Here is a 21,455-nt window from a genome sequence, read left to right as displayed (position 1 = left end):
CCCACAGGACGGCGATCAGGGCGCCGATGAAACCGGCGGCGATGCCGCCGATGAAGTGATCGGCCAGCGCCAGCCAACCGGCAGTGCCGGCCTGGCGAGCGGCGTTCGCGATGGTGCGGCGGCGGCGACGATCAAGCATCGAGCGACTCCTTCCCCAGAGCGGCCAGCGGGATGCCGTGCTCGTCGGTCAGCGCGGCGCGGTGGGCCTGCTCGGCGGCGAGGGCTTCGGCGGCCTCGCCGAAAGTCCGGCCAACGAAGCTCCAGCCTTCATCGTCCCCCGCATCGGGCGCGGGCGGCAAGGCGACATGGAAGGTCCTGTCGACCACGGCGACATGCTCGATTTCCGCAATCTCGCCATGGTCGTAGTTGTTAAGCAGATCCTCGATGTGGCTGGCGCCGGGCTCCTCGCACTCCGGGTCCCAATAGCAGGTCACGCGGGGCCTGAACACGATCCGCCGGAGCGCGGTCAGGTCCGCCGGCTCGCCCCGGCGGAGCGCGGCGAGCAGCTCCCAGCCCTGCATCTCGTCGTCGCAGGCCCGATTGCTCGCCCGGTGGTGCTCGTCGGTCCAATCCCCGCCATCGTCGGGCAGGGATCCCATGGCGACCGCCGCCTGGTCGAAGCAGAGCGCGGCGGCGACCAGGTTGGCGACGATGGCGACCATCGGCCCGGTCAGGGTGAGCGTGGCGGGGAGCGACGCGGCGGCGGCGCCCCGGTGCAGGGTGTCGAGATCCTGCAGCGCGAGGACCTCGGCTTCCTTGGCGCGATTGTAATCGTTGATGTCCTGTTCGGACCATTCCGCCGCGCGGGTGTCGCAGAGGCGGGTAAAGATCGCGCGAGCCTCGGCGATCCGCGCGGCATTGGCCAGCCAGCGCAGATGATCGGTGGGCGAGAGGATGTCGACGGTGGGGGCGATCACGGCTTGTCTCCCTGAATGATGCCGAGGCGGGCGGTGCCACGGGCGACGATATCGGTCACGCGGGGGCGGGCCGGGGCTTCCACCTCGGTCAGGGCCTCGCCGAAGCGGTAAATGGTGACGCCGCCGGTCACCGGCGACAGTTCGTGCAGCCAGCCGGCAAGGTCGCTGCGGCGGCTCGACAGCACGCGGTAAACCGTGGTGGTGCCGGCGGTGACCAGGGCGCCGGTGGCATGGTGGCGGGGCGCGGTCATCGCTCACGCCTCCGCCGGCAGGGCCTGGCGGCCGATGCGCCTGCGCAGGATCGAGCCGGCCTTGTCGCCGTGTTCGGCGATCTCGGCGACGGTCCAGCCGGCGCGCGACAGGTCGGCGTCGAGGACGGCGCCCTTGCGCTCATAGGCCGTCATCATGTCGTCGGCCATGCGTTCGGCCGGCGGGCGGGTGTCGGGCTTCCGGGCCGGCGCCGTGGCGGCCATGCGGCCCATGATGGGCGTGCCGTCCGGCATTCTGCCGCAGCGGATCGGAGTGTAATTCATGGGGTTGTCTCCCTTGTCAGGCGGCGGTCGAGGCGGTGGGGGTGATGAGCGGGGCCATCCAGTCGGGCAGACCCTTCAGGCCCTTGGTGGGCCTCGGCTGATACATCGGCATCACGAGGCCGAACCATGCCGGGCTGGACGTCAGGGGGCGAACGATGATGGCCTCGCTGTCCATCCCTGGCTCGATATGGATGCCGGGGGTGATATTTCTGGTCAGCAGGGTCTGCGCCTCGGCGAAGCGGGCGACCAGCCGGGCGTTGACGATGAAGGTCGCGGCGGGACTATCCGTCGATCGACGAAGGATCCTTTCGAGGGCCGGAAAGGGGGAGTCGATCGGCGGGGCGTAACCATAATGGATCGTGCGGGCGTCCGGCGCCGAAAGGCCGGGGAAGGTCCCCGTCTTCTCGTCGACATCGACGAAGGTGGCATCGCCGTAATCGCCGAAGCCGATGACGTGACAGGTGTTGCCCATGAAGTAGACGGTCGGATCGGCCGGGGGGACCGAGAAGTGTCTTGTCCTCGCCGCGGCGATCAGCGGCTTCGGCAGATCGCAGTTCCACGCGGCGGAGGCATAACCGTTGACGTCGCGAATGAAAATCATGGCGGCACCATCGCTGGCGGTGACCAGGACGCCGCCATCCGGGTGTGGGGCAATCAGGGCGCCGGCCAGGTAAAGGCGGGTGTCCTCGCGGTCGCTGAACAGGCTCGCCGCCGCGAGGGCGGCGCCGGAGACGCGGATCATGCGGGATGAGGTGTCGGTCATGATCAGACCTCCGAAGGCTGGGGGTTGGGGCGAACGGCGTTCGCCATCAGGATCACGGGCGGGGTCGCGCGGGAGGGCGAAGGGCAACCCTCCCGCGCTGGCTGCCGGCGGCGAGGGGGCATGGGGCCGCCGGCAGATCGGATGAGGGGATGGCGGGCCATGTCAGCGGCCCTCCGTGGTGAGGCGCAGCGGGATATTGCCGATCGTGGGGCGCAGGGCCTGCAGCAGGGTGTCGATCACGGCCAGTCGGCCGGCGTTGCCCTGACCGAGTGCCCGCGCCAGGCGGCGGGCGCTGACGATGAGGTCGCCGAACTCGAGCGCGGCGGAGAAGGTCAGGCTGTCGACGATGATGCGGAAATCGTCGGTCAGATCGTAGGTATCGCCCTCGCGCTCGATCACCTGCAGCTTGGTGCCGGCCCATTCATGGGCGATGGTGGGCTTGGCGAAAGCGGCTTCGATGTCCGTCGCCTTGAGGTAGTTCTTGCCCTGGTCGGGCGGCTTTCGCATCGGCATTGGTGGCTCCCATCAGCAGGTGATGGGGCAAACAATACAAACGGTATCGTCCACGTCAATACAAAAGGTATCGCGTCGCGGCCCGGCGCGCGCTGTATCTTCGTTGCGCATCGGGGGGAGAGGGAAAATGGGCGTCTGGTGGTGGATGGCGATCGCGGGAATCGTGGTCGTAATCGGGGCGAAGTTTTCCGGCCGGCGCGATCGGGATGCGGGCGGGAAGCCATCCAATGACTGGCAAGGCGTCGATGCCGCCACAGAGGGCGCGGATAAGGCAACTCGATCATTCCTACTCGACGTGGCCGGCGAGGCCATGCCGAACGCGGACGGATCCTCGCGGCAGCGGGTGTTGGCGCTATGCCGCGCGGGCGACGCGGTCGAGTTCAGGCATGAGCCTGCTAATCCTTACGACCAAAATGCGGTAGCGGTTTATGTTCTGGGGCGGCAGGTCGGGTATGTGCCTCGCCAAAAAGCGGAGCGAATTCTTCGTGATATGGAAGATTCGAGAATAATATCCGTGTCTGTTTATAGCATTACAGGAGGAACTAAAGAAAAGCCATCGCTTGGTCTAGTGCTTGATGTAATTGTAAAGTGATAAGATTTGAGTTATTCGATGTTTCGACCAACCCATAATACGCGCCCCCAGACAATGATATCATCGTCGCGAACGTCTGGTATTTCCGGATAGTCAGAAGAATTCGAGCTACGGATGATCAGTCGTCTGTTGCGTGGGTCGCGGCGGATATTCTTGACCATGGCCTCGTCGCCGTCTCGATAGGAGATGGCATACATGCCGTCGCGGCGAATTTCCGTCACTGACATATCTAAGAGCACGGTATCACCCGATCTTAAATCTGGTTCCATGCTGTTGCCGTGGACGCGAAGGATACCGATTTTATCCAGGCTTGCCGAGGTGCGGCTGCGAAGCCAATCAAGCCGGAAGGCCAGTTTATGGTTGACGGCGATCCGCTGCCCATTAACAGCGCCGTGGCCGGCGGAAAGGGTGGCGTCATAGACGTTGATCAGGGCGAAACCCATGCGCTCGAGCGGGCCGTTGTCATCGTCCCCCATCATCTCCGCATCGTTGTCTAAATGGCTGATGGCGGCGTCGCTGATGGCAGCGCCATTGAACAGCCACACCCAATCGCAGCGCAACAGCGGAGCGTATTTTTGCGCGGCCTCCACGGTGAGCGGGCGCGTGCCGTTTTCGTGATGCCGATAGCCTCCCTCCTCGATCCCGGCGGCCCGGGCGAAAGAGCCGGCTGAAGCATAGCCGGCCGCGCGGCGCGCCTGGCGCAGTCGTGGATGAGGTGGATGCTTGGCGTTTCGGGTCGCGGACATGACCGTTACAGGGTGTATCGCCCGGCCACGCGAATGCACGCTACAAAACGTATTGACTTGATCAATACCGATTGTATCGTTGCCGGCATGGAAAGCGTCGCATCAATCATTGCTCTGTGGCCATCGGCCGAAGAATTCGCCCGCGACCTCGGCGAGCTGGGCGTCACCGTCAGGCAGTGGCGCCGCCGGGGAGCTATTCCGCCGCGCCATTGGAACGGCATTGCCCGCGCCGCCCAGCGGCGGGGTTTGCCCGGCATCACGATCCAGTGTCTGGCCGATATCGCCGCGGCTGGGCCATCGCGAGTTGCTGACGGCATCGGAGCGGTGGGCGGCGACGTGAGGGGCGGCGGCCAATCCCCGCAAACGGGTGTGAACGCAAAGCCGGGCAACAGTGCATATCCTTCCGAGGTGGATCATGAGCAAGGGTGACAATCTGCGCTGCCTCCCGCCACGGGAGGATGGTCGGAAAGCTCCCGCCCGCCGCGCCATCGGCATCAAGCGCCGCCCCGCCGGCAGTCTCAAGGCGGTGACGGCGGAGGCCATCGCCGATGTCGGCGGCGTGCGGCCAGCGATGGCCCTGCTCGGGCTGTCCGAGACGCGGGTCTATGCGCTGGCCGACATGGGCGAGCCGGATGAGGTCACCCCGGCGCGCATGGAGGCCTTGAGCGCGGCGGGGTCCGCCGCCTTCGCCAACCATTTCGCCCTGCTGGCTGGCGGCATCTATGTGCCGCTGCCCCGGGGTGCCGATCCGGCCGGGCTGCATCTGCTGACGGCCGAGGCGACGGCGGATTTCGGGGTTTTCGCGGCCACCATCGTCATGGCGCTGGCGGATGGCCGGGTAACCCGGGCCGAGGCGCGGGAGGCGATTCCCCGGCTCGACGAGGCCTTGACCGCGCTCACGCGGCTGCGGTCCGAGCTGGTCGATATCGAGGGGCGGGAGGTCTGATCATGGCGCATCCGCTGTCGCCCGCCGCTATCGATCGTCGGTTGCTCGATGCCCTCGCCGCCGTCCAGTGCTTCGGCGGCGCCGATGGCGATCATCTGGCCCGGCTGTTTCGGATCCCTATCGGGCGCCTCCCGGCGTCCGCCGATGTCCGCCCCGAGGGGCGCGACGCTGCCCGCATGGGCGTCTCCTCCCAACTCGCGCCGCCCCGGATCACCGGGGCGGCGGCTTTTTCGGCGGGGTGACGACATGGCGCAAGCGGTGATCGACGAGGCCATGATCCAGGCCGCGCTGGCGCAGCTGGAGGCGGCGGCTGCCGGCCAGGTCTGCCCCTCGAACAAGGTGATCTGCGCCCACCATCACGCCATCGTGTTCATCCGGCGGCCCCGGAAAGAGGGGCGGGGGCGGTCATGACGGGCATCCCCCATCCATTGGTATCGAGTCCCTATCTAATCACTGGCCCGGCAATCATCCAGTTCAGCGGAGGCCGAACCAGCGCTTACATGCTGCACGAGATCCTTCGCGCCCACGGCGGGCGCCTGCCGCCGGATGTCCACGTCAACTTCCAAAACACGGGGTTGGAACATCCCGAGACCTATAGGTTCGTCGAGAGGGTCGGGCGTGTGTGGGACGTCTATATTCAGTGGCTGGAATGGCGGCCCGGCGATATCGGCTTCGAGGAGGTCGGCCCGAACAACGCCGACCGCGAGGGAAAGTGGTTCGCTGAGCTGATCCGGGCAAAGCAAACGCTGCCCAACCCCGCGATGCGCTTCTGCACGGGGGCCTTGAAGGTCCGGACATCCCAGGCGTGGATGCGATCTCTCGGGCACGAAGACTACACGTCTGTAATCGGCCTGAGGGCGGACGAGCCAAAGCGTTTGGCGAGGGGGCGCGCGAGCAATAATGCCGCGCGAGGCCCGGATGAGCAGACGTGGCCGCTTGCTGCGGCGGGTGTGAATAAGGCCGCCGTTCTCCAATTCTGGCGCCGCCAGCCGTTTGATCTCGAGCTGCCATCCGAGAGCTTCGGCAACTGCCAGCTTTGCCACCTGAAGGGTCGCGCGCGCATCCTTGAGGTGTTGATCGCGGACCCTTCGGCGGCGAATTGGCATATCGCGCAAGAGCGCGAGGTGATGGCGCGGAGGGCCACCCGCGCCGCGCCATCCGTCATCGGCCCCCTGTTCGATGGTCAGGCAGGCGAGGGCCGCCATCGGCCAATACGGTTTCGGTTTGATGGCTGGACCTATGCCGAGCTTGCTGCCTACTGCCGCGATTATCCCCAGGCGGCGGCCCGCGAGGTCGCGGCCCACTACGACGCGCTGGCGCGGGGCGAAGATCAGGGCGACCTGCTCGATAGCTGCATGTGCGGGGTGGGCTGATGGCGGCGGATGTCATCCCCCATCCCCTGCTGGTGACCTGCGTGGTTCCGGGCTGTGATCTGCGCGGGGCCTTTGGTGTCGACGTCTGCCTGCTGCGCGGGCGGATCGGCCGCTGGTATTGCCGCGCGCATCGGGACGGCGTTGCCCCGCCCATGCCGGCGGCGGAACAGGATGTGCCGCGCCCCCGCGCCAATGGCGGGCAGGGGCGCCTGCTGTGAGGGCCGCAGCACCAGCATCCCCGCTTGCCGATCTGGCATCCGAAGTGAGGGCACGGGTCTCCATCGTCGATATCGCCGGGCGTTACACGACGCTGAAACAGCGCGGGCGCGGGGACTGGTGGGGCTGCTGTCCATTCCATGGAGAAAAGACGCCGTCGTTCCATTGTCTCCAGCATCAGAAGCGGTTCTTCTGCTTCGGCTGCGGGGCTTCGGGCGATGTCATTTCCTTCGTCATGGGGATCGAGCGGAAGGCGTTCCGGCTGGCGTTGACGGATCTCTCCATGGAATTCGGGATGGCGCCGGTGCCGGACGGCCAGCCGAGGCCGCGCCCGCCGGAGCGCATCCTGGTCGAGGCGAAGGCGATCCGCGAGGATATCGGCGCCTATATCGACTGGTGCCGCGAGCATTGGCGCGCGGCGAAACCAGCGGCGGGGACGCTGGTCGAGGCCTATCTGCGGTCGCGGGCGATTACCCTGCCGGTGCCGCCCACATTGCGCTTCGCCATGATGCGGCATTCGGATTCGGGCCTGGTGCTGCCCTGCATGGTCGCGGCGGTGCAGGGGCCCGACCGGAGCGTGATCGGCATCCATCGGACCTATTTGCGCGACGACGGTCAGGGCAAGGCGCTGGTCACCCCGGCCAAGAAGATGGCCGGGGTGATGTTCGGCGGCGCGATCCGGCTGGCGCCGGCCGGTGACGTCATGTGTTTCGGCGAGGGCATCGAAAGCACGCTTTCGGTCATGCAGGGCTGCCCCGGTCTGGCCGGCTGGGCCGCCGGGTCGCTGGGCAATCTCGCCGGCGCTGGGCGCGGGCGGATGATGCCGCATCCCCGGCGCGAGGGCGTGAAGGTGCCCGATCCCCGTCCCGACATGGGGCGGCCCGGCATCGCCATCCCGGCGGAGTGCCGCGAGGCGATCCTGCTCGGTGACAGCGACAGCGATCCCGAGATCACCGGCGCCCTGATGGCGCGGGCGGAGACGCGGCAGCGGATCGAGGGGCGTATCGCCCGCGTGGCCTGGGCCGATCCCGGCATGGATTTCAACGACATGCTGCAGGCCCGCGCGCGGGCCTTCGCTGCTGCGTAATCGGAGGTGTCATGAGCGAGCAAACCCGCGACAGCGGTATTCATCAGGCGGTGTTCGGGCGGCGGGAAGCGGACGAATGCCCTGTCCGATTCCTGGGGCATCGGAACGGCCTCTATCATTTCGTGACGCGTGCTGGTGAAAAGCGGATGCTCTCGGCGCGTGATCTGGGCAGTCTCTCCGGCGTTGTCTCGCTGTTCGACGGGGGGCTGGGCTGGCTGGCGGAGACCTTTCCGCCCGATGCATCGGGTAAGGGGCCGTTCAACCATTCCATCGCTTTCGCTTGGCTGATCGAGCAATGCGTGGCGGCGGGGATCTGGGACGATGCCGCGCCGCTGCGGTCGATCGGCACCTGGTCGACGTCGACGGGCGAGATTGTCGTCCATTGCGGCGACGCGGTCTGGTATCGCGATGCGTGGCATCCTTCAGGGCTCAAGATCGACGGGACCATCTATGCGGCGGCGCCGCGGATCGGCCGGCCGGATTTCGATGCTATCCCCACGGCGGCGGAGGCTGCCGATATTCTGGCGCCGATCGCCCGCTGGTCATACCGGGATTGCCTCGGGGCTGACCGGGTGCTGGGCTGGATGGCGGCGGCCTTCCTGGCGGCGGCGCCGGGCTGGCGCGATCACGCGATCATCCAGGGGCGGCATGGCTGCGGCAAGTCGACCCTGACCGCGCTGGTCAACGCCGCCCTGGGCGCGGCCAGCGACCGGGTACAGACCGATACATCCGCCGCCGGCTTGCGGCAGGCCCTGACCGAGGAAGCGCGCGCCATCATGGTCGACGAGGCGGAGGGGCGGGGGCAGGGTGACGGCATGGTCAAAATCCTGGACATATTGCGCCATATGTCTTCCGGGGCGGGCTCATCGACGCGGCGGGGCTCGTCCGGCGGCAAGGCGGTGGAGTTCCGGCTTGTCGGCGCGGCCTGGCTGGCGGCGATCCTGCCGCCCACGTTGACGCCTGAAGACCGTTCGCGCTTCGTCGTGGTCGATCTGGCGCCCCTGTCGGCGGATACCGAGCTGCTGGACGTCGAGAGGGTGCTGGCGCGCATGTCCGCCGCCTCTGCCGGGCTGTGGGCGCGCATGATCATGGGATGGCCGCGGTTCCGCGACTCGCTTGCGCTTTACCGGGCGGAGCTGGTACGCCAGGGGTGCAGCTTCCGGCAGGCCGATCTTGTCGGGACCTGGGCCGCCGGGCGTGACACGCTCATGCGGGATGATCTGGCGGAGGGCAGCGCGGTGGAGGCGGCGGTCGATCAGGTGTTGCCCTATGTCCGGGACATGATCGACGTCGACAAGGGTGATGGCGAGGGGGAGCGGTGCCTCAATCACCTGTTGACCTCGTCGGTCGATGCCTGGGCCGGCGGCGTGCGGAAAACCATCGGCTCGCTCCTGCAGGAGGCGATCCATCTGGATTCACATGATGCGCGCATGGCCTTGCGGCAGGTGGGCATCAGGATGCTGACCGAGCTGCCGCCGAAGGAGAAGAACGAGGCGAACGTCGTTCGCGTCTTCGTCGTCGCCAACAAGCACGCGGCGCTGGACCGGATCTTCGCCGGCACGCGGCGGTGGGAAGGCGGGGCGTGGAAGACGGCCCTCGAGATGATCGACGGGACCTTCGTGACGCGGAACGCGGTGCGGTTCACCGGCAGCAGTCAGGCCCGGGCGATTGCCCTGCCGGTTACACTGATCGGCAAGGATTTTGATGCTGAAGAACAGCGGGACGGCGAGGGTATTCCCGATATCGACGTAACGTCGCAGGTGTGACGGGCGGTGTCTGTCCCGCCTGCTGTCCCGCCTTTGTCCCGCTGGCCTGTCCCGCCGAGAGGCGCGGAAATGCTGGGGTTTCGAGTGATGGGACAGGAACGGGGCGGGTTTTCGTGTTTTCCCACACACATGCGCACATATGCGCGAGGGAAGACCGGGTTTTTTATGTCCCACTGTCCCAATATCTAATTATCTATATATATCAATTAGTTATAGTGGGACAGAGGGTGGGACGGGTCTTGGGACGGCGGGACGGGAGAGGTAGCATGGCGGTGGATATCGACGTTGAGGCGCTGTTGGTGTGGACCTATCGGGATCAGCGCGCGGACCTTTATGCCTGCGGTGCCCAGATGCACCCGCTGGAGCGGGCGGCGGATGGGCATCGGGTGTTCGGGCGGTCGGCGGACGGCTGCGCGGCGATCGAGGACCGGGCGATGCTGGGCGCCGACGTCGACGTGCGGGGACGGGCGATCGGCGGCATGGCGATCGATGATGATGCCGAGCATGTCCATGGCCTCGTCGCCGCGCTCGGACAGGTCTCGTCGACCCTGATGCGTCATGCCCGGGCGGGGAGCCGGCCGGGATGGGCGGCTGATGTGGCGCCGATCAGGATCGTGCCGCTGCCCGAGATACGGCGCTGGCCCGATCCCCGCCAGCCGCGCCATCCCGGTCACCTGTACTGCCCTGTCGTGATCGACGACAATGCCCGCGAGATCGCGTTCCAGCGGGGTCAGTATACGGCCTGGGTCTCGGGGTTGATCCTGGTCGCCTATGGTCTCCGGATGGAGACGGGGCGGCTGCGGCGGTGGCATGTCACCGATGCGCTGCCTCCCCTCGCACCTTGGGGCCTTGACGGGGCGGGCTGATCCTAGTATTGACTTTTACAGCGCTTGAATTGCGCCCGCCCGGTCAACCGACTCGGCGGGCTTTTTGTTGCCCGGAGGGATGGAATGCCGACGATGCCGCCGACATTCCGCACCGGTCCCGTTCGGACGGAAGCTGACCGAAAACGCGAATACGATCAGAGGCGGGGCTCGTCCGCCTCTCGCGGCTATGGTCGCCGGTGGCAGGCGTCGAGGTTGGGATATCTGAAGTCTCACCCGCTCTGCGTCAAGTGCATCGAGAGCGGGGTGACCACAGCCTCTGCCGAGGTCGATCATATCCGCCCGCATCGTGGTGATCAGGGGCTGTTCTGGGATCGAGACAACTGGCAGGCGCTGTGCAAGTCCTGCCATTCGGCCAAGACGGCGCGTGAGGACAGCGGCTTCTCACGGGGGCGGTGAGCGAACGGCGTTCGCGGCCAAAATCCGATGGGTGGGGGAGGGGGGTCAAAAGTCACAGACCTCCAGACCGTGGACCGCTGTGGTCCCGCTTCTTACGTGGCCGCGTAATTGCTGAAACTTTTTTTGGAGGGGCTATGACCCGGGGAAGGAAACCGCAACAGCCGGAGCTTGCCCTGGCGAAGGGCAATCCGGGCAAGCGGAAGATCGTTGGCCTCGCCGCCAAGCAGGCGCCCGGATCGCTGGTCTCGCCCATGAAGTTGTCGAAAGCGGCGCTCGCGGTCTGGACGGACCTGATCGGGGATCTGGAGCGGCTGAATTTCGTTCGGCCGACCGACCGTTACGCCTTCGCACGCTACTGCCGATACATGGTCCGCTGGATCGCGCTCGACGACGCGATGAAGCCGGGGGCTGAGACCTATTGGACCGAGACGCCGCACGGCAAAATGAAGCGTCTTGATCCGGCCTTTCAGGCCCTCGACAGGATCGATCGCCGCCTCGAGGCTTACGAGATCCACTTCGGAATGCTGCCCGCCGCGCGTCAGCAGATCATGATGAGGTTGTCGATGGCGGCGCCGGAACTGCCGTTGGGCAAGCCCGGCGATCCTGTCGACCAGGTATCGGGACATGATGATGCCGGGCCGATCGGTATCCTCGGCCAGATCCATTAATGGATGCTCTGCCCATCCCGACAATGCCGAGGGGTGGAGAGCAATTCGGGGCGTGGTGGGACGAAGCGGCGGCGCAAGCTGCGACGGCATTCTTTCCGAAATACCTTCGGCATACCGAGGGGGAGTGGGCGGGAAAGCCCTTCGTTCTGGCGGACTGGCAGCGTGATCAGATCATCCGCCCTATTTTCGGTTGGAAGCGCGCGGATGGCACGCGGCTGATCCGCATCGTCTGGATCGAGGTGCCGCGGAAGAACGGCAAGACGGAACTGGCCGCGGGCATATCGCTCCTGATGCTTCTCGGCGATGGCGAGAAGGGCGGCCAGGTCTATTCCATGGCGGTCGACAAGGATCAGGCCAAGATCGTGTTCAACAAGGCGGGCACGATGGTCGGATTCTCGGAGACCCTCCGGAAGAATCTCGAAGTCTACAAGACGTCGATTTTCTGCCCCCAGCTGATCGGGTCGTTCAAGCCCCTGTCGTCGGGTCCGGGCGGCAAGCATGGCTTTTCGCCGACCGGCGCAATCGGCGACGAAGTCCACGAATGGCCCGATGGTGAGCTGGCGGATGTCGTGCACAAGGGCATGGCGGCTCGCCGGCAGCCGCTGGAGATCTATATCACCACGGCGGGCCTAAAGGATCACGGCTATGCCTGGGAGATGCACGAACTGGCGATGCAGATCCTCGATGGTTCCATCGTCGATCCGTCCTTCCTGCCGGTGATCTTCGCGGCGAACGACGACGAGGACTGGACCTCGGAGGAAGCGGCCCGGCGGGCCAATCCGAACTACGGCGTGTCGGTCAAGCCGCAGTTCATCGCCGACGAATGCGCCAAGGCCCAGCGTTCGCCGCGTGCCGAGAACGATTACAAGCGGTTTCATTTGAATCTCTGGACCGAGCAGGCCACGCGCTGGATACCGATGGCGTCGTGGAAAGGCTGCACGCTTCGGCCGGACAGCGCGGCCTATTGGCGCGAGCTGGAACAGGAGGTCAGGGGGCGGAAATGCTGGGGTGGTCTCGACCTGTCGGCCACGCGCGACATTACCGCCCTGGCCTGGTCGTTCCCGCCGGAGAAGGATGGTGATCGCTGGATCATCATCTGGCGTCACTGGCTGCCTTCCGCGACCGTGCAGGATCAGCCGCCGGCCCGCAAGATGAAGTATGAGGCCTTTGCCCGGTCCGGGGCGCTGACCCTGACCGGCGGCAATGTCGTCGATTACAATCTGATCCGCCGCCAGATCCTGGAGGATCGCGAGATCTATAACATTCAGGGTCTCGCGGTCGATCGCTGGAATTCGACGCAGACGGCGGTCGATCTTCAGGGCGATGGCCTCAATGTCGTGATGTTCGGCCAGGGCTTTGCATCCATGTCGGCGCCGTCGAAGGAATTCGAGCGCATGGTGGTCGGCGAGCTGCTGGAGCACGGGGGTAACCCGATGGCGAAGTGGATGGCGGAAAACGCCGTCGTTGAAAGCGACGCTGCGGGTAACATCAAGCCGTCGAAGGACAAGACGCCGCAGAAGATCGACGGCATCGTCGCGGCCGTCATGAGCATTGGCATCGTGCCGACGCAGCGCGCGGCAGAACCCTCGATTTACACCAGGCGCGGCCTGAGGATGGCGGGCTGACATGCGGATCCGAGACCTGTTCAGCCGTCGCCCGGCGGGGCCGACAGGGCCGACAGGCGGAAAGCCTGTCCGTGCCCGCGCCGAAGATGGCGGCATCACCATCATGCTCGGCGATCCCGCGATGGAAGCCTATCTGCGGGGCGGGGCCGAGACGCTGTCGGGGGCGGTCGTATCGCCGGAATCCGCGCTGCGCAACATGGCGGTATGGCGCTGTGTGGATCTGATCTCCGGCACGATCGGCATGTTGCCGCTTTACGTGCGGGAGCGCGATCCGGCCGGCGTGGTCACCAATGCCGAGCAGCACCCGCTTTACCGGGTGCTGATGTCGCGGCCGAATGCCTACCAGCCGCCGTCAGTGTTCAAGGCCCACATGCAGATGCGCGCCCTGGTCAATGGCAACGCATATGCCCTGATCGTCCGTTCACGGGGCCGCGTCATCGCGCTCAACCCGATCGACCCGGGGCGGGTCAAGGTCAGGCTGCAGAGCGACTGGAGCGTGATCTATGACATCACAAGGCCGGACGGCACCATGGTCAGCCTGCCGCCATCGGAGATCCTGCACCTGCGGGGGCTGAGCTGGGACGGCGTGCTGGGCGTTTCGCGGACGGCGGTGGCGCGCGAAGCGATCGGCCTCGCGATGCAGGCGGAGGCCGGGGCCGCCCGGCTGTTCAAGAACGGCGTCATGGTCGGGGGCTTCCTGAAGCATCCGGCCAAACTGGGTGACGAGGCGTTCGACAACCTCGATGCCAGCCTGAAATCGAAATATGCCGGCGCCGAAAATGCAGGGAAGTGGATCATCCTCGAGGAGGGGATGGATGCGGTGCTGGCGCAGTCGTCGGCCCGGGACAATCAGCAGATCGAAACCCGAAAATTCCAGATCGAGGAAGTGGCGCGCGCCTTCGGGGTGCCGCGCCCCCTCCTGATGATGGATGAGACGTCATGGGGCTCGGGCATCGAGCAACTGGGTATCCTGTTCGTCCGCTATTCCCTCGCGCCATGGTTCAAGGCCTGGGAAGAGGCGATCGCGCTTGCCTGCCTTACCGAAGCAGAGATCGGCCGCTATTACGCCGATTTCGATGAGAAAGAGCTGCTGCGCGGTTCGATGAAGGACCAGGCGGAATTCTATGCCAAGGCGCTCGGCGCCGGGGGATCTCAACCCTGGATGCAGGCGAACGAGGTGAGGGAAGACACGGGGTTTGGGCCTCATCCCGATGGTGAAGGACTGAAAAATCCGATGACGACGAAAACGACGGGGGCCGGCCATGAGCCTGCGTGAACTTCCCAAGATCAGCGCTCTGGAGCGTCCGGACGGATACGAATGGGACCCGTCTCCCGACCTTCTCGAAAAGTGGTCGGCCGGCCCGGTCGCGGCGGAGGCGGACGATCCTTCGACCATCTCGATTTATGAACAGATCGGCGGGGGTATCTGGTCGGAAGGCTTCACGGCGAAACGAATGGGCGGCGCGCTTCGCGCCATCGGGCCGAAGGCCGTGACCGTCAAGATCAATTCGGTGGGCGGCGACGTCTTCGAGGGCCTGGCGATCTACAATCTGCTGGCGGAGCATCCGGCTAAGGTAACCGTGAAGATCATGGGGATCGCGGCTTCCGCGGCGAGTTTCATCGCGATGGCGGGCGACGAGATCGTCATGGGCCTCGGATCGATGATGATGATCCACAATGCCCAGGCCGGGGTGATCGACAATCGCCACGGGCTTCGTCTGGTTGCCGACTATCTCGAAACCGTCGATGGCGCGATGACGGATATTTACGAGGCCCGAACGGGCCTTGCCCGGAAATCCATCGCCAAGATGATGGACGATGAAACCTATCTGTCCGGGCGCGAAGCCGTCGAAAAGCATTTCGCCGATATGGTTTCTAACGATCCGCCGCCGCCGTCTTCGTCCGCCCGGGCGGAACGGTCGGCCCGCGCGAGTCTCGATCTTCTTCTCGCCAAGCAGGGGGTTCCGCGTGCCGAGCGGCGCCGCCTGCTGCGCGAGGTAACCGGCACGCCTGGCGCTGCCGATCCCGCCACGCCTCGCGCTGGTTTCGACATGGCCGCTGCCGCGCGGCTCCTTGCCACCCTGAAATCCTGAGAGGTCACCATGACCAAGCATTTCCCCGCCCGATCCTTTCGGGGGGCGCCCTATATCCGTGCCGAGGGCAACGATCCCAATGCGATCCTCGCCCAGATGCAGACCGCTTTCGAGACCTTCAAGGCGGAACACAAGCGCGAAATCGAAGCCGTCCGCAAGGACGTGATTCAGACCGAGACGGTCGACCGTATCAATGCCTCGATCGGTGAGTATGGCCGCGAGCTGGACAGGGTGAATGCCCAGCTCGCGGCGCTCACGGTCGGCGCGGGCGGTACGAAGATCAACGATCCGGCGAGGGCCGCCCATCGCAGCGCATTCGGCGGCTTCTTTCGCAAGGGCACGGAGGCGGGCCTGCGCGATCTCGAAATCAAGGCGCAGCTCACGACCCAGTCTGACCCGAACGGTGGCTATCTGGTCCCGGTCGAAATGGAAACGACGATCAACCGTGTGCTCGGCACGGTGTCGACCTTCCGGTCGGTGGCGCAGGTCATGCCGATCGGGACGTCGAGCTACACCAAGGAAGTGTCGATGGGCGGCGCGACCGCCGGCTGGGTGGACGAGGAAGATGCCCGTCCGGAAACCTCGACCCCGACCCTGCGTCAGCTGGAGTTCCCTGTTGCGGAAATCTATGCATCGCCCTATGCGACTCAGACCGTGCTCGATGACGCCCGGCTGGATATCGAGGCGTGGCTGGCGAGCGAGGTTTCGACTACCTTCGCCGACATGGAAGGCGCGGCCTTCATCGCCGGCAACGGCGTCAAGAAGCCGCGCGGCCTGCTGTCCTACGATACGGTGGCCAATGGCTCCTACGCCTGGGGCAAGATCGGCTTCACCGTCACCGGTGGCGCCGCCGGTTTCGCCGCGACGGCGCCGGCCGATGCCTTCATCGACCTTTACCACAGCCTGAAGCAGGGCTATCGGGGCAACGCCCGCTTCCTGATGTCGGATGTGACGCTGGCGGCTTCCCGGAAGCTGAAGGACGGGCAGGGCAACTACCTGTGGGCGCCCCCGACCGTCGCCGAAGCCCCGAGCACGATCCTCGGCAAGCCGGTCCTGACCGACGACAACATGCCGTCCATGTCGGCGGGGACCTTCCCCGTCGCCTTCGGCGACTTCGCGCGTGGGTATCTGATCCTGGACCGCATCGGCATCCGCGTGCTGCGCAACCCCTACAAGGTCGATGGCAAGGTGTCGTTCTACACCACGAAGCGGGTCGGCGGCGGCGTTCAGAACTTCGAGGCGATCAAGTTGCTCAAGGTCGCCGCTTCCTGATGATCGGCCGGGGCGGAATGGTCCACCCCGGCCACCTCGTAACTCGCAAGGAATCATGAAATGAAGGACCTCCATTCCAAGATCATCGCCGTTCAGGCGATCGGCGCGGCCGTGCTCGCCGCCGACAATACCCCCGGGGCCATCGATCTGCAGGGGTATGATTCGGCGGAAATCGTGCTCGCCATCGGCGCCGGCGGCGTCACGTTTTCGGGCACCAACAAGATCGAATTCAAGCTGACCCACAGCGATGATGACTCGACCTATGACGCGGTCGAGGCGGACGATATCCTGGGGGCCGATGACGTCGGCGCCGGCGGCATCATCAAGGCCCTGATCGCGGCCCATGCGTCGGCGGCGGTGTATCGCTATGGTTACAAGGGCGGGCGCCGCTATCTGAAGCTGCTGGCCGATTTTTCCGGCACCCATGGCACCGGTACGCCGGTGGCGGCCGTCGTGATCAAGGGCAACGGTTACAACAAGCCGGAAGCCGATCAGGCCTGATCATGACCATCGTCAGCCTGGAACAGGCGAAGAAGCATCTTCGGGTCGATTTCGACGATGACGACGAGCTGATCGCCCTTTATGTCGCCGCGGCGGAGGCCGGCTTGCTGCAATATTGCCGCATCGCCGCGGTGCCGGCGGGCGCGGATGCCGTGTTCCAGGCTGCCGCCTTGTTGGTTGTCGGGGATCTGTATAATTTCCGCGAAACCGCACAGGTGGGATCTGTGTCGTCACAAATCGCGCTGACCCCGAATGTGCTGTGGCTGATCGGCCCCTACAGGATGCTGCGGGTATGAGCGGTGCGGGCGATCTGGTCGAGCGCGTCGCGTTCGACCAGCGGGACGTGGCGGACGATGGCTTCGGCAATCGGGTCGAGTCCTGGTCACAGCGGCTGACCTGCTACGCAGGCTTCACCGCGCTTCGGGGCGGCGAGGGTGTGATCGCCGGACGCCTGGAGGGGCGGCAGCCGATCATCGTCCGGGTGCGGGCCTGGTCGACGACGCGGCAGATCGGCGCGGACTGGCGGATGCGCGATCTGCGCGCGGGGGATTGGGCGGCAGATTCCAGCGGCTCCTACTGGTCGGGTCCGGTCTATGCCGTGCGCTCGGTTATCCCGACGCCGGATCGGCAGTGGCTCGACGTCATGGTCGAGAGCGGGGTGGCGGCGTGACGGTACAGGGGCTGGCCGCGCTGGAGGCGAAGCTGAAACGCCGCATCCCGGACGCGGCCGTGAAACGCCTGCGGGCGGCGATGGAAAAATCGGCGGAAGAGATCGTGCAGCTCATGCGGCGGCTGGTGTCGGTCGACTCCGGCGATCTGCGTGACAGCATCGGCTGGACCTGGGGCGAGGCGCCGAAGGGCGCGATGGTCCTGGGCAGGAGCAAGCAGGCGATCGACGGCATGACCATCACGATCTATGCCGGCGGCGGTGATGCCTTCCATGCCCTGTTCGTCGAGTTCGGGACCCGGGCTCATCTCGCTGGCGGGAAATTCAAGGGCGCGGAAATTCCCGCCATCGCCGCAAGCCCGTTCTTCTTCCCCGCCTGGCGGGCGAAGCGGCAATCGAGCAAGACCCGCATGGCGCGCGCGATCCGCCAGGGCCTCAAGGAAGGGGCTGTCTGATGAGTCCACAGGAAGAATTGCAAAAGGTCGTGCGCGATGCCCTTCGCGCCGCGCCAGCCGTCATGGCCTTGGCATCCGATGTCTATGATCGCGTGCCGGCCGATGCCGCCGCATGGGGCGGGCTCGACGCCTATATCTCGTTCGGGCCGTGCGACACGGTCGAGGACGACACCGATTGCGTCGCCTCAGCGCTTCACGCACTGCAGATCGACTGCTGGTCGCGTCGGCCCGGTCTCGTCTGGGCCAAGCGCATGGTCGATGCGGTCGCCACGGCCCTGCGCGGGCTGGACACCGGCTTCGTCGACCACGCGCTCGTCGAGCTGCGGGTGACTGGCCGGCGGGCCTTCATGGATGCGGATGGGCTGACGGGTCACGGCATCGTGACCGTCGAAGCGCTGCTCGAGGAAGTCTGATGAACACCAAGACACTGACCTGGGCCGGTGGCGAGCACGCTTTTCGCCTCGGCATCGAGCACCTGCGCGCGCTTGAGCAGCGCTGCGATGCCGGCCCCGAGGAGATCCTCGGGCGGCTGATGACGAGGACCTGGCGCGTCTCGGATGTCACCGACACGATCCGCCTCGGCCTCGAGGGTGGCGGGCTCGCCAAGGACGAGGCCCGGCGCCTGGTCGCGGTCCACGTCGAGGATGGCCCCCTGGCGCTGTCGGTCGAGCTGGCCCAGGCCATCATCATGATGGCGCTCTGGGGCGATCCCGATGCCCTTCCCATGGGCGAGGGGGAGGCCGATGCCCTGGATCCGGTTTAGCCGGGCCTTCGACTGGCGACCGACGCCGCGCGCGGTCCTGGCCTATCCGGCCGGTCTTACCACGCTGGTTACCGGCCCCTGCGCCGATGCCGCCGTGGCGATCGGGGCGGCCTGCCGCGTGGCTCGCCCCGCGGCTGCGAAAATGGACAAGTCGGGCCGCCTGACCCGACCCGATGCTGATCGCCGCCCTTAGGCAAGGCGCAAATTGGAGACCTGTGATGGCACAAGCTGTTTCGATCAAATTCGGGCTGATCGCCCTCATGCTGGGGGACGGCGCGACCCCGACCGAGGTATTCGAGGCGCCCTGCGGCGTCACCTCGCTGACGGTCACGACGAACGTCGAGACGAATACGACCAATATTCCCGATTGCGAGGATCCCGATCTCGCATCGTGGCTGGCGATCGATGAAATCAGCCGTCAGAAGCAGGTCAGCGGTGGCGGCCTTCTCGCACAGGCCTCGGCCGACACCTGGAATGAATGGGATCTCGCTGGGGGTTACAAGAACGTCCGAGTCTATACCAATCTGTCGGCTGCCAATGGCGGAGGATATCTGGTCGGACCGGCGCTGCTGACGGCCTATGAGCAGTCCGGCGAGCGCGGCCAGCGCTGGCAGAACAGTTTCACGATCACCTTCGACGGCAAGCCGACCTGGGTTCCGGCGGTCTGATGATGTCGCCCGCTGCCACGGTGGTGGTCGATCTGGCCGGACGGCGCCGTGCGCTCTGCCTCGACTGCGGAATGCTGGACGAGCTGCAGCGGCGCCGCGATGCGGGCGTGCAGGCCGTGGCCCGCCGCCTGTGGTCGCGGTCGTGGCGGGTCGATGATGTGCTCGATGTGCTGCGTCTTGGCCTGGTTGGCGCCGGCCTGGGGCCGGTCGAAGCGGAGGATGTGGCAGCCACCGCCATGGTGCGCCTTCGGGCCGAAGCCGTGCCCGCCGCCATGCTGGCGATGGGCGCGGCCTTCAACGGCCTGCCGGAGATGGGAGGCGAGAAAGGACGATCCGTCGAGCGTCCGATCGACTTCGCCAAGTTCAGGAGGAAGCTGATGGAATTCGGCGTCTCGCCTGCGGCGCTGGACCGGATGAGCCTTGGCGGCCTGCTGTCGACCTTCGCGGCGATGGGCAAGACGGGCGCGGATGCCCCCACGGACGCGGAATTCGACGAGATCATGGATGCGCTGCGGGCGCTGAATGATCCGACGATCAGGCTGCACTGATGCGCTCGACCCGCTCGCCGCGCGGTGGCACAATCCGCGCGGGCAATGCGGGGAAATGGTGATGCGGATTATGATCTTGGTGGCCGCGATCGGGCTGACGGGATGCGCAGGCACGGAAATGGGCGCCACCGTCATGGAGCGCTCGGGCGATATGCACGTTTTCGAGGCAGATGGTCCCGATCACGACTACAAGTTTTACATCAAGAATATCGCGGATGTGGGGTTCGACGGCGATCGGGCCGCAGATCGGCACCTGCTGATGCAGAAGTATCTCGCCGGTGAGTGTCGCGGGGTGACCATCGTCCGCGAGGATTATCTTCGGCTTGGAAGGTGGCTCACGGGCTCCCCGAAGGGGCAGTGGATCGAGCGCGTGAAGTGCGAGCGATGATCGGTCGATCATCCGCTGTTTAAGGCTGTTGTCTCGCGGCGAGCCAATCGCCGCAATTGATCCAGGCGCCCTGACCGGGCGCCTTTTTTCATGGGAATCTCATGGCCACAGACGTCGAAAAGCTGATCGTCGTGCTCGAGGCGAAGGCCAATGCCTTCGAGAAGCAGATGGCGAAGGCGGCGAATGTGGCTGCCCAGCGGTCGGGCGAGATCAAGCGACGTTTCGACGAGCTGAACAAGCGCTCGGGCACGGCCTTTTCCGGCCTGGACGGCTCTATCGCCCGGGCGCGCGCCGGCCTGCTGCAGCTGGGCGCGGCCTTCGTCGGCGTGCAGGGTATCGAGGCGGCTGAGCACCTCGCCGATGGTTACACCCGCTTCGCCAACACGCTGAAGACGGCGGGCCTCGAAGGACAGGCCTTCGCCCAGGTCGAGGACGGCCTGTTCGCCGCCGCCAACCGTAATGGCGTCGAGGTCGAGAGCCTGGGGCAGGTCTATGCCCGGGCCAGTCGGGCGGCTAAATCCCTGGGGGCGACGCAGGCGCAGCTCAAGACCTTCGTCGACGGCGTGTCGGCCGCCGTCCGCATTCAGGGGACGTCGACCGCTGCCGCGTCGGATGCTTTGCTCCAACTCTCGCAGGGGCTCGGCTCGGGCGTGTTTCGGGCCGAGGAATTCAACTCGGTCCTCGAGGGCTTGCCGGTCATCGCGCAAGCGGTCGCCAACAACCTCGACGTGGCCGGCGGCTCGGTCGCCAGGCTGCGCACCCTGATCGCTGACGGCAAGGTAACGTCGCATGACTTCTTCCAGGCCTTCCTGAAGGGCGCGGGGCAACTTGAAGGTCAGGCGGCGAAGGCGACGCTGACATTGTCCGGCGCCTTCACGGTGCTGGAAAATCAGCTCCTGCGGGGCGCGGGCGCGGTCGACAAGGCGGCGGGCGCGACGGCGATCCTGTCGGGTGCGATCACCTATCTCGCCAATAACCTCGACGTGGCGGCTGTCGCGCTGACGGTCATCGGAACCGCCCTGGTGTCGCGGACCATTCCGGCGCTGTTTGCGGCCTCGGCCCGGATGCGGGC

General features: G+C 66.0%; 32 protein-coding genes. 26 read left to right on the top strand and 6 right to left on the bottom strand.

From position 1 onward, the window contains the following. Positions 1 to 131 precede the first annotated feature (131 nt). The 5 genes from WAZ62_RS07230 to WAZ62_RS07210 form a co-directional block, all read right to left on the bottom strand. Complete coding sequence (locus WAZ62_RS07230; protein WP_422642842.1) at positions 132 to 917, bottom strand: hypothetical protein; 786 nt, start codon at positions 915 to 917, stop codon at positions 132 to 134. After that, positions 914 to 1,168: a hypothetical protein gene (locus tag WAZ62_RS07225; protein ID WP_422642841.1), complete on the bottom strand. Its 255-nt coding sequence runs from the start codon at positions 1,166 to 1,168 to the stop codon at positions 914 to 916. The genes WAZ62_RS07230 and WAZ62_RS07225 overlap by 4 nt, the downstream gene beginning before the upstream one ends. Before the next feature lie 3 nt (positions 1,169 to 1,171). Beyond that, positions 1,172 to 1,450 (bottom strand): hypothetical protein, encoded by a 279-nt coding sequence (locus tag WAZ62_RS07220; protein ID WP_422642840.1) that lies wholly within the window; start codon positions 1,448 to 1,450, stop codon positions 1,172 to 1,174. 16 nt (positions 1,451 to 1,466) lie between these two features. Next, complete coding sequence (locus WAZ62_RS07215; protein ID WP_422642839.1) at positions 1,467 to 2,213, bottom strand: hypothetical protein; 747 nt, start codon at positions 2,211 to 2,213, stop codon at positions 1,467 to 1,469. A gap of 162 nt (positions 2,214 to 2,375) precedes the next feature. Beyond that, positions 2,376 to 2,726: a hypothetical protein gene (locus WAZ62_RS07210; protein ID WP_422642838.1), complete on the bottom strand. Its 351-nt coding sequence runs from the start codon at positions 2,724 to 2,726 to the stop codon at positions 2,376 to 2,378. 127 nt (positions 2,727 to 2,853) lie between these two features. Here WAZ62_RS07210 and WAZ62_RS07205 point away from each other — a divergent pair, with 127 nt between their 5' ends. Beyond that, entirely contained in the window at positions 2,854 to 3,318 is a 465-nt protein-coding gene (locus tag WAZ62_RS07205; protein ID WP_422642837.1) for an HIRAN domain-containing protein, read from the top strand. An 11-nt stretch (positions 3,319 to 3,329) separates the two neighbouring features. On the opposite strand, the gene WAZ62_RS07200 is transcribed toward WAZ62_RS07205, so the two are convergent. Further along, entirely contained in the window at positions 3,330 to 4,064 is a 735-nt protein-coding gene (locus tag WAZ62_RS07200) for a LexA family transcriptional regulator (RefSeq protein ID WP_422642836.1), read from the bottom strand. Between the two features lie 57 nt (positions 4,065 to 4,121). On the opposite strand from WAZ62_RS07200, the gene WAZ62_RS07195 reads away from it, so the two are divergent. The 25 genes from WAZ62_RS07195 to WAZ62_RS07075 form a co-directional block, all read left to right on the top strand. After that, positions 4,122 to 4,493, top strand: a complete 372-nt coding sequence (locus WAZ62_RS07195; protein ID WP_422642835.1) for a carph-isopro domain-containing protein — start codon at positions 4,122 to 4,124, stop codon at positions 4,491 to 4,493. Continuing rightward, positions 4,480 to 5,010, top strand: a complete 531-nt coding sequence (locus WAZ62_RS07190; RefSeq protein WP_422642834.1) for a phage regulatory CII family protein — start codon at positions 4,480 to 4,482, stop codon at positions 5,008 to 5,010. The genes WAZ62_RS07195 and WAZ62_RS07190 overlap by 14 nt, the downstream gene beginning before the upstream one ends. A 2-nt stretch (positions 5,011 to 5,012) precedes the next feature. After that, a complete protein-coding gene (locus WAZ62_RS07185) occupies positions 5,013 to 5,252 on the top strand; it encodes a hypothetical protein (RefSeq protein WP_422642833.1) in 240 nt (79 codons plus the stop codon). Between the two features lie 4 nt (positions 5,253 to 5,256). Continuing rightward, a complete protein-coding gene (locus WAZ62_RS07180; protein ID WP_422642832.1) occupies positions 5,257 to 5,421 on the top strand; it encodes a hypothetical protein in 165 nt (54 codons plus the stop codon). Between the two features lie 89 nt (positions 5,422 to 5,510). Then, on the top strand, positions 5,511 to 6,383 hold the full coding sequence (locus WAZ62_RS07175) for a 3'-phosphoadenosine 5'-phosphosulfate sulfotransferase (protein ID WP_422642831.1): 873 nt from the start codon (positions 5,511 to 5,513) through the stop codon (positions 6,381 to 6,383). Continuing rightward, complete coding sequence (locus WAZ62_RS07170) at positions 6,383 to 6,601, top strand: hypothetical protein (protein WP_422642830.1); 219 nt, start codon at positions 6,383 to 6,385, stop codon at positions 6,599 to 6,601. The genes WAZ62_RS07175 and WAZ62_RS07170 overlap by 1 nt, the downstream gene beginning before the upstream one ends. Before the next feature lie 44 nt (positions 6,602 to 6,645). Beyond that, complete coding sequence (locus WAZ62_RS07165; protein ID WP_422642829.1) at positions 6,646 to 7,686, top strand: DUF7146 domain-containing protein; 1,041 nt, start codon at positions 6,646 to 6,648, stop codon at positions 7,684 to 7,686. Between the two features lie 11 nt (positions 7,687 to 7,697). Beyond that, on the top strand, positions 7,698 to 9,452 hold the full coding sequence (locus tag WAZ62_RS07160) for a hypothetical protein (RefSeq protein ID WP_422642828.1): 1,755 nt from the start codon (positions 7,698 to 7,700) through the stop codon (positions 9,450 to 9,452). A gap of 266 nt (positions 9,453 to 9,718) precedes the next feature. Next, a complete protein-coding gene (locus tag WAZ62_RS07155) occupies positions 9,719 to 10,318 on the top strand; it encodes a hypothetical protein (protein ID WP_422642827.1) in 600 nt (199 codons plus the stop codon). An 84-nt stretch (positions 10,319 to 10,402) separates the two neighbouring features. Then, complete coding sequence (locus WAZ62_RS07150; protein WP_422642826.1) at positions 10,403 to 10,735, top strand: HNH endonuclease signature motif containing protein; 333 nt, start codon at positions 10,403 to 10,405, stop codon at positions 10,733 to 10,735. Positions 10,736 to 10,869: 134 nt separating this feature from the next. Further along, positions 10,870 to 11,403, top strand: a complete 534-nt coding sequence (locus tag WAZ62_RS07145; protein WP_422642825.1) for a P27 family phage terminase small subunit — start codon at positions 10,870 to 10,872, stop codon at positions 11,401 to 11,403. Positions 11,404 to 11,426: 23 nt separating this feature from the next. Beyond that, entirely contained in the window at positions 11,427 to 13,028 is a 1,602-nt protein-coding gene (locus WAZ62_RS07140) for a terminase large subunit (RefSeq protein ID WP_422642824.1), read from the top strand. A gap of 1 nt (position 13,029) precedes the next feature. Further along, positions 13,030 to 14,304 (top strand): phage portal protein, encoded by a 1,275-nt coding sequence (locus WAZ62_RS07135; RefSeq protein ID WP_422642823.1) that lies wholly within the window; start codon positions 13,030 to 13,032, stop codon positions 14,302 to 14,304. Next, the gene (locus tag WAZ62_RS07130; RefSeq protein ID WP_422642822.1) at positions 14,291 to 15,121 is read left to right on the top strand and encodes a head maturation protease, ClpP-related; all 831 of its coding nucleotides are present in this window, start codon (positions 14,291 to 14,293) and stop codon (positions 15,119 to 15,121) included. The genes WAZ62_RS07135 and WAZ62_RS07130 overlap by 14 nt, the downstream gene beginning before the upstream one ends. 9 nt (positions 15,122 to 15,130) lie before the next feature. Beyond that, entirely contained in the window at positions 15,131 to 16,393 is a 1,263-nt protein-coding gene (locus WAZ62_RS07125; protein WP_422642821.1) for a phage major capsid protein, read from the top strand. Between the two features lie 60 nt (positions 16,394 to 16,453). Next, positions 16,454 to 16,894, top strand: a complete 441-nt coding sequence (locus WAZ62_RS07120) for a hypothetical protein (RefSeq protein ID WP_422642820.1) — start codon at positions 16,454 to 16,456, stop codon at positions 16,892 to 16,894. Between the two features lie 2 nt (positions 16,895 to 16,896). Further along, a complete protein-coding gene (locus tag WAZ62_RS07115) occupies positions 16,897 to 17,190 on the top strand; it encodes a head-tail connector protein (RefSeq protein WP_422642819.1) in 294 nt (97 codons plus the stop codon). After that, positions 17,187 to 17,564 (top strand): head-tail adaptor protein, encoded by a 378-nt coding sequence (locus WAZ62_RS07110; RefSeq protein WP_422642818.1) that lies wholly within the window; start codon positions 17,187 to 17,189, stop codon positions 17,562 to 17,564. The genes WAZ62_RS07115 and WAZ62_RS07110 overlap by 4 nt, the downstream gene beginning before the upstream one ends. Beyond that, positions 17,561 to 18,016 (top strand): HK97 gp10 family phage protein, encoded by a 456-nt coding sequence (locus WAZ62_RS07105; protein WP_422642817.1) that lies wholly within the window; start codon positions 17,561 to 17,563, stop codon positions 18,014 to 18,016. The genes WAZ62_RS07110 and WAZ62_RS07105 overlap by 4 nt, the downstream gene beginning before the upstream one ends. Next, complete coding sequence (locus WAZ62_RS07100; RefSeq protein ID WP_422642816.1) at positions 18,016 to 18,429, top strand: DUF3168 domain-containing protein; 414 nt, start codon at positions 18,016 to 18,018, stop codon at positions 18,427 to 18,429. Before WAZ62_RS07105 ends, WAZ62_RS07100 begins: the two co-directional genes overlap by 1 nt. After that, the gene (locus WAZ62_RS07095; RefSeq protein ID WP_422642815.1) at positions 18,429 to 18,779 is read left to right on the top strand and encodes a gene transfer agent family protein; all 351 of its coding nucleotides are present in this window, start codon (positions 18,429 to 18,431) and stop codon (positions 18,777 to 18,779) included. The genes WAZ62_RS07100 and WAZ62_RS07095 overlap by 1 nt, the downstream gene beginning before the upstream one ends. 218 nt (positions 18,780 to 18,997) lie before the next feature. Beyond that, positions 18,998 to 19,447: a phage tail tube protein gene (locus WAZ62_RS07090; RefSeq protein ID WP_422642814.1), complete on the top strand. Its 450-nt coding sequence runs from the start codon at positions 18,998 to 19,000 to the stop codon at positions 19,445 to 19,447. Next, entirely contained in the window at positions 19,447 to 19,995 is a 549-nt protein-coding gene (locus WAZ62_RS07085) for a gene transfer agent family protein (RefSeq protein WP_422642813.1), read from the top strand. The genes WAZ62_RS07090 and WAZ62_RS07085 overlap by 1 nt, the downstream gene beginning before the upstream one ends. 61 nt (positions 19,996 to 20,056) lie before the next feature. Next, the gene (locus WAZ62_RS07080) at positions 20,057 to 20,383 is read left to right on the top strand and encodes a hypothetical protein (RefSeq protein WP_422642812.1); all 327 of its coding nucleotides are present in this window, start codon (positions 20,057 to 20,059) and stop codon (positions 20,381 to 20,383) included. Positions 20,384 to 20,484: 101 nt separating this feature from the next. After that, positions 20,485 to 21,455, top strand: a 971-nt coding sequence (locus tag WAZ62_RS07075; protein ID WP_422642811.1) for a tape measure protein, incomplete at its 3' end; no start/stop codon positions are given.

Source organism: Zavarzinia sp. (genome assembly GCF_049306435.1).
Taxonomy (GTDB): Bacteria; Pseudomonadota; Alphaproteobacteria; order Zavarziniales; family Zavarziniaceae; genus Zavarzinia.
Note: the sequence above shows the minus strand (reverse complement) of the source record. Positions and strands in the feature narration are given on the sequence as shown.